This is a genomic window from Hymenobacter agri (genome assembly GCF_054778495.1).
Map to the genome: position 1 here is coordinate 1 of NZ_BAAGZM010000814.1, position 1,547 is coordinate 1,547.

At 66.6% G+C, this 1,547-nt stretch carries 2 protein-coding genes; both read left to right on the forward strand.

What is annotated here, in order from left to right; translation table 11 throughout:
- Positions 1 to 66: 66 nt before the first annotated feature.
- Positions 67 to 903, forward strand: coding sequence for a hypothetical protein (locus ACYVDE_RS22425; RefSeq protein WP_460503755.1), 837 nt, complete (start codon positions 67 to 69; stop codon positions 901 to 903).
- A 127-nt stretch (positions 904 to 1,030) separates the two neighbouring features.
- A partial coding sequence (locus tag ACYVDE_RS22430) for an RlmF-related methyltransferase (protein ID WP_460503756.1) occupies positions 1,031 to 1,547 on the forward strand: 517 nt, incomplete at its 3' end.

The following is a 1,547-nucleotide window of genomic DNA, read 5'->3' on the forward strand; positions in this document are numbered from 1 at the left end:
AGGGCCCGGCCCCGCGCCGCTAGCGGCGGCCGGAATCATCGTCGTCATTTCCCGGTTAGCTTTTGGATGAAATACTTACTCCTGCTGCTTCTGCCGTGGCTGACCGGGGCCGCGCTGGCCCCGCCGGTCCTGCCGCCGCTGCGCATTGCCGAGCAGTTTGTGGCCCCCGCCGGCTGGCCCGAAATGAAGGACTACCTCTGCTGCGAAGTGGCCGGGCAGGCTAAAAAGCAGACGCTGGGCCAGCAGATTCCGCCGGGCCAGCGCCGCCGCTGCGAGCTGATTGGGCAGGATTCGACCACGGCCGTGGTGGCAGTGGAGCTGCGCGACTCGGCCCAGCGGCGCGATTTTTACCTGCACTTCCGGCACGACAGCACGGGCTGGAAGCTGGGCGCCATTCGCTCGCTGGCCATGACGCACCTAGGCCCGCCCATGGTAGCCCTGCTCACCGGCCTTCCCAAAGCCGAGATTGCCGACTACGACCGCAAGCACCCCGACGCCAGCCACGCCTTCACGATAGGCAACCTGCGCCTCTGGACCAGCGCCGACGCCGACATCGCCGCCCACTTCCAGCGCCACCGCCCCGATTTTCAGAAGCTGCTGCGCCGGGTGCAGACCGGCAAATTTTTCCCCACCCCACCCGGCCCCGATGAACCCGCCGCCGAGCAGGCCGCCAACGCCGACCCCACCGTGCACACGCTGCTACGGCGGCTGTTTCTGGGCCGCGTCACGCGTCGGGCCACCGACTGCGGCAGTTGCCTGGCCTTCGTGATTGGTGGCAAAACCACCAGTTCGGTGGGCCTGCTCTACCAGCCCGAGGCCGCGCAGCTACCGGCCATGTCGCCCAACGGCGTCATCGTGCTGCGGCCACTGGGCGAAGGGTGGTACCTGTATAAAACCTCTTAGCGCCGCCCGTCATGCAGAGCGCAGCGCAGCATCTCGCGTGCAGTAGTGAACCCAACGATTGCATTATGACCCCACGCGAGATGCTGCGCTGCGCTCTGCATAACGTATTATTTCGTGCTATCAACTTATGAAAAAACCCTCCCCTACCCCGCCGCCTGCCGCGCCTGCCCTACCGGCCGAGAAAGACCAGCTGCACCCGCGCAACCCGCACCGCGCGCCCTACGATTTTCCGCAACTGAGCCAGGCCAGCCCGGCGCTCGCCCGCTTCGTAAAGCCCAACCCCTACGGCAGCCTGTCGATTGATTTCGCCGACCCCGCCGCCGTGAAAGCCCTGAACCAGGCGCTGCTGAAGCAGTTTTACGGCGTTGAGCACTGGGACATTCCGAAAGGCTACCTCTGCCCGCCCATTCCCGGCCGGGCCGATTACATTCATTACCTGGCCGACTTGCTGGCCGATAGCAACGGCGGCACGCTGCCGCCCGGCGAGTACATCGACGTGCTCGACGTGGGCGTGGGGGCCAATTGCATCTACCCCATCATCGGCCGGCGGGCCTACGGCTGGCACTTCGTGGGCTCGGATGTGGACGGCGTGGCCGTGCGCGCCGCCCAGCAGATTGAAGCCGCCAACCCCGGCCTGGCCGGCG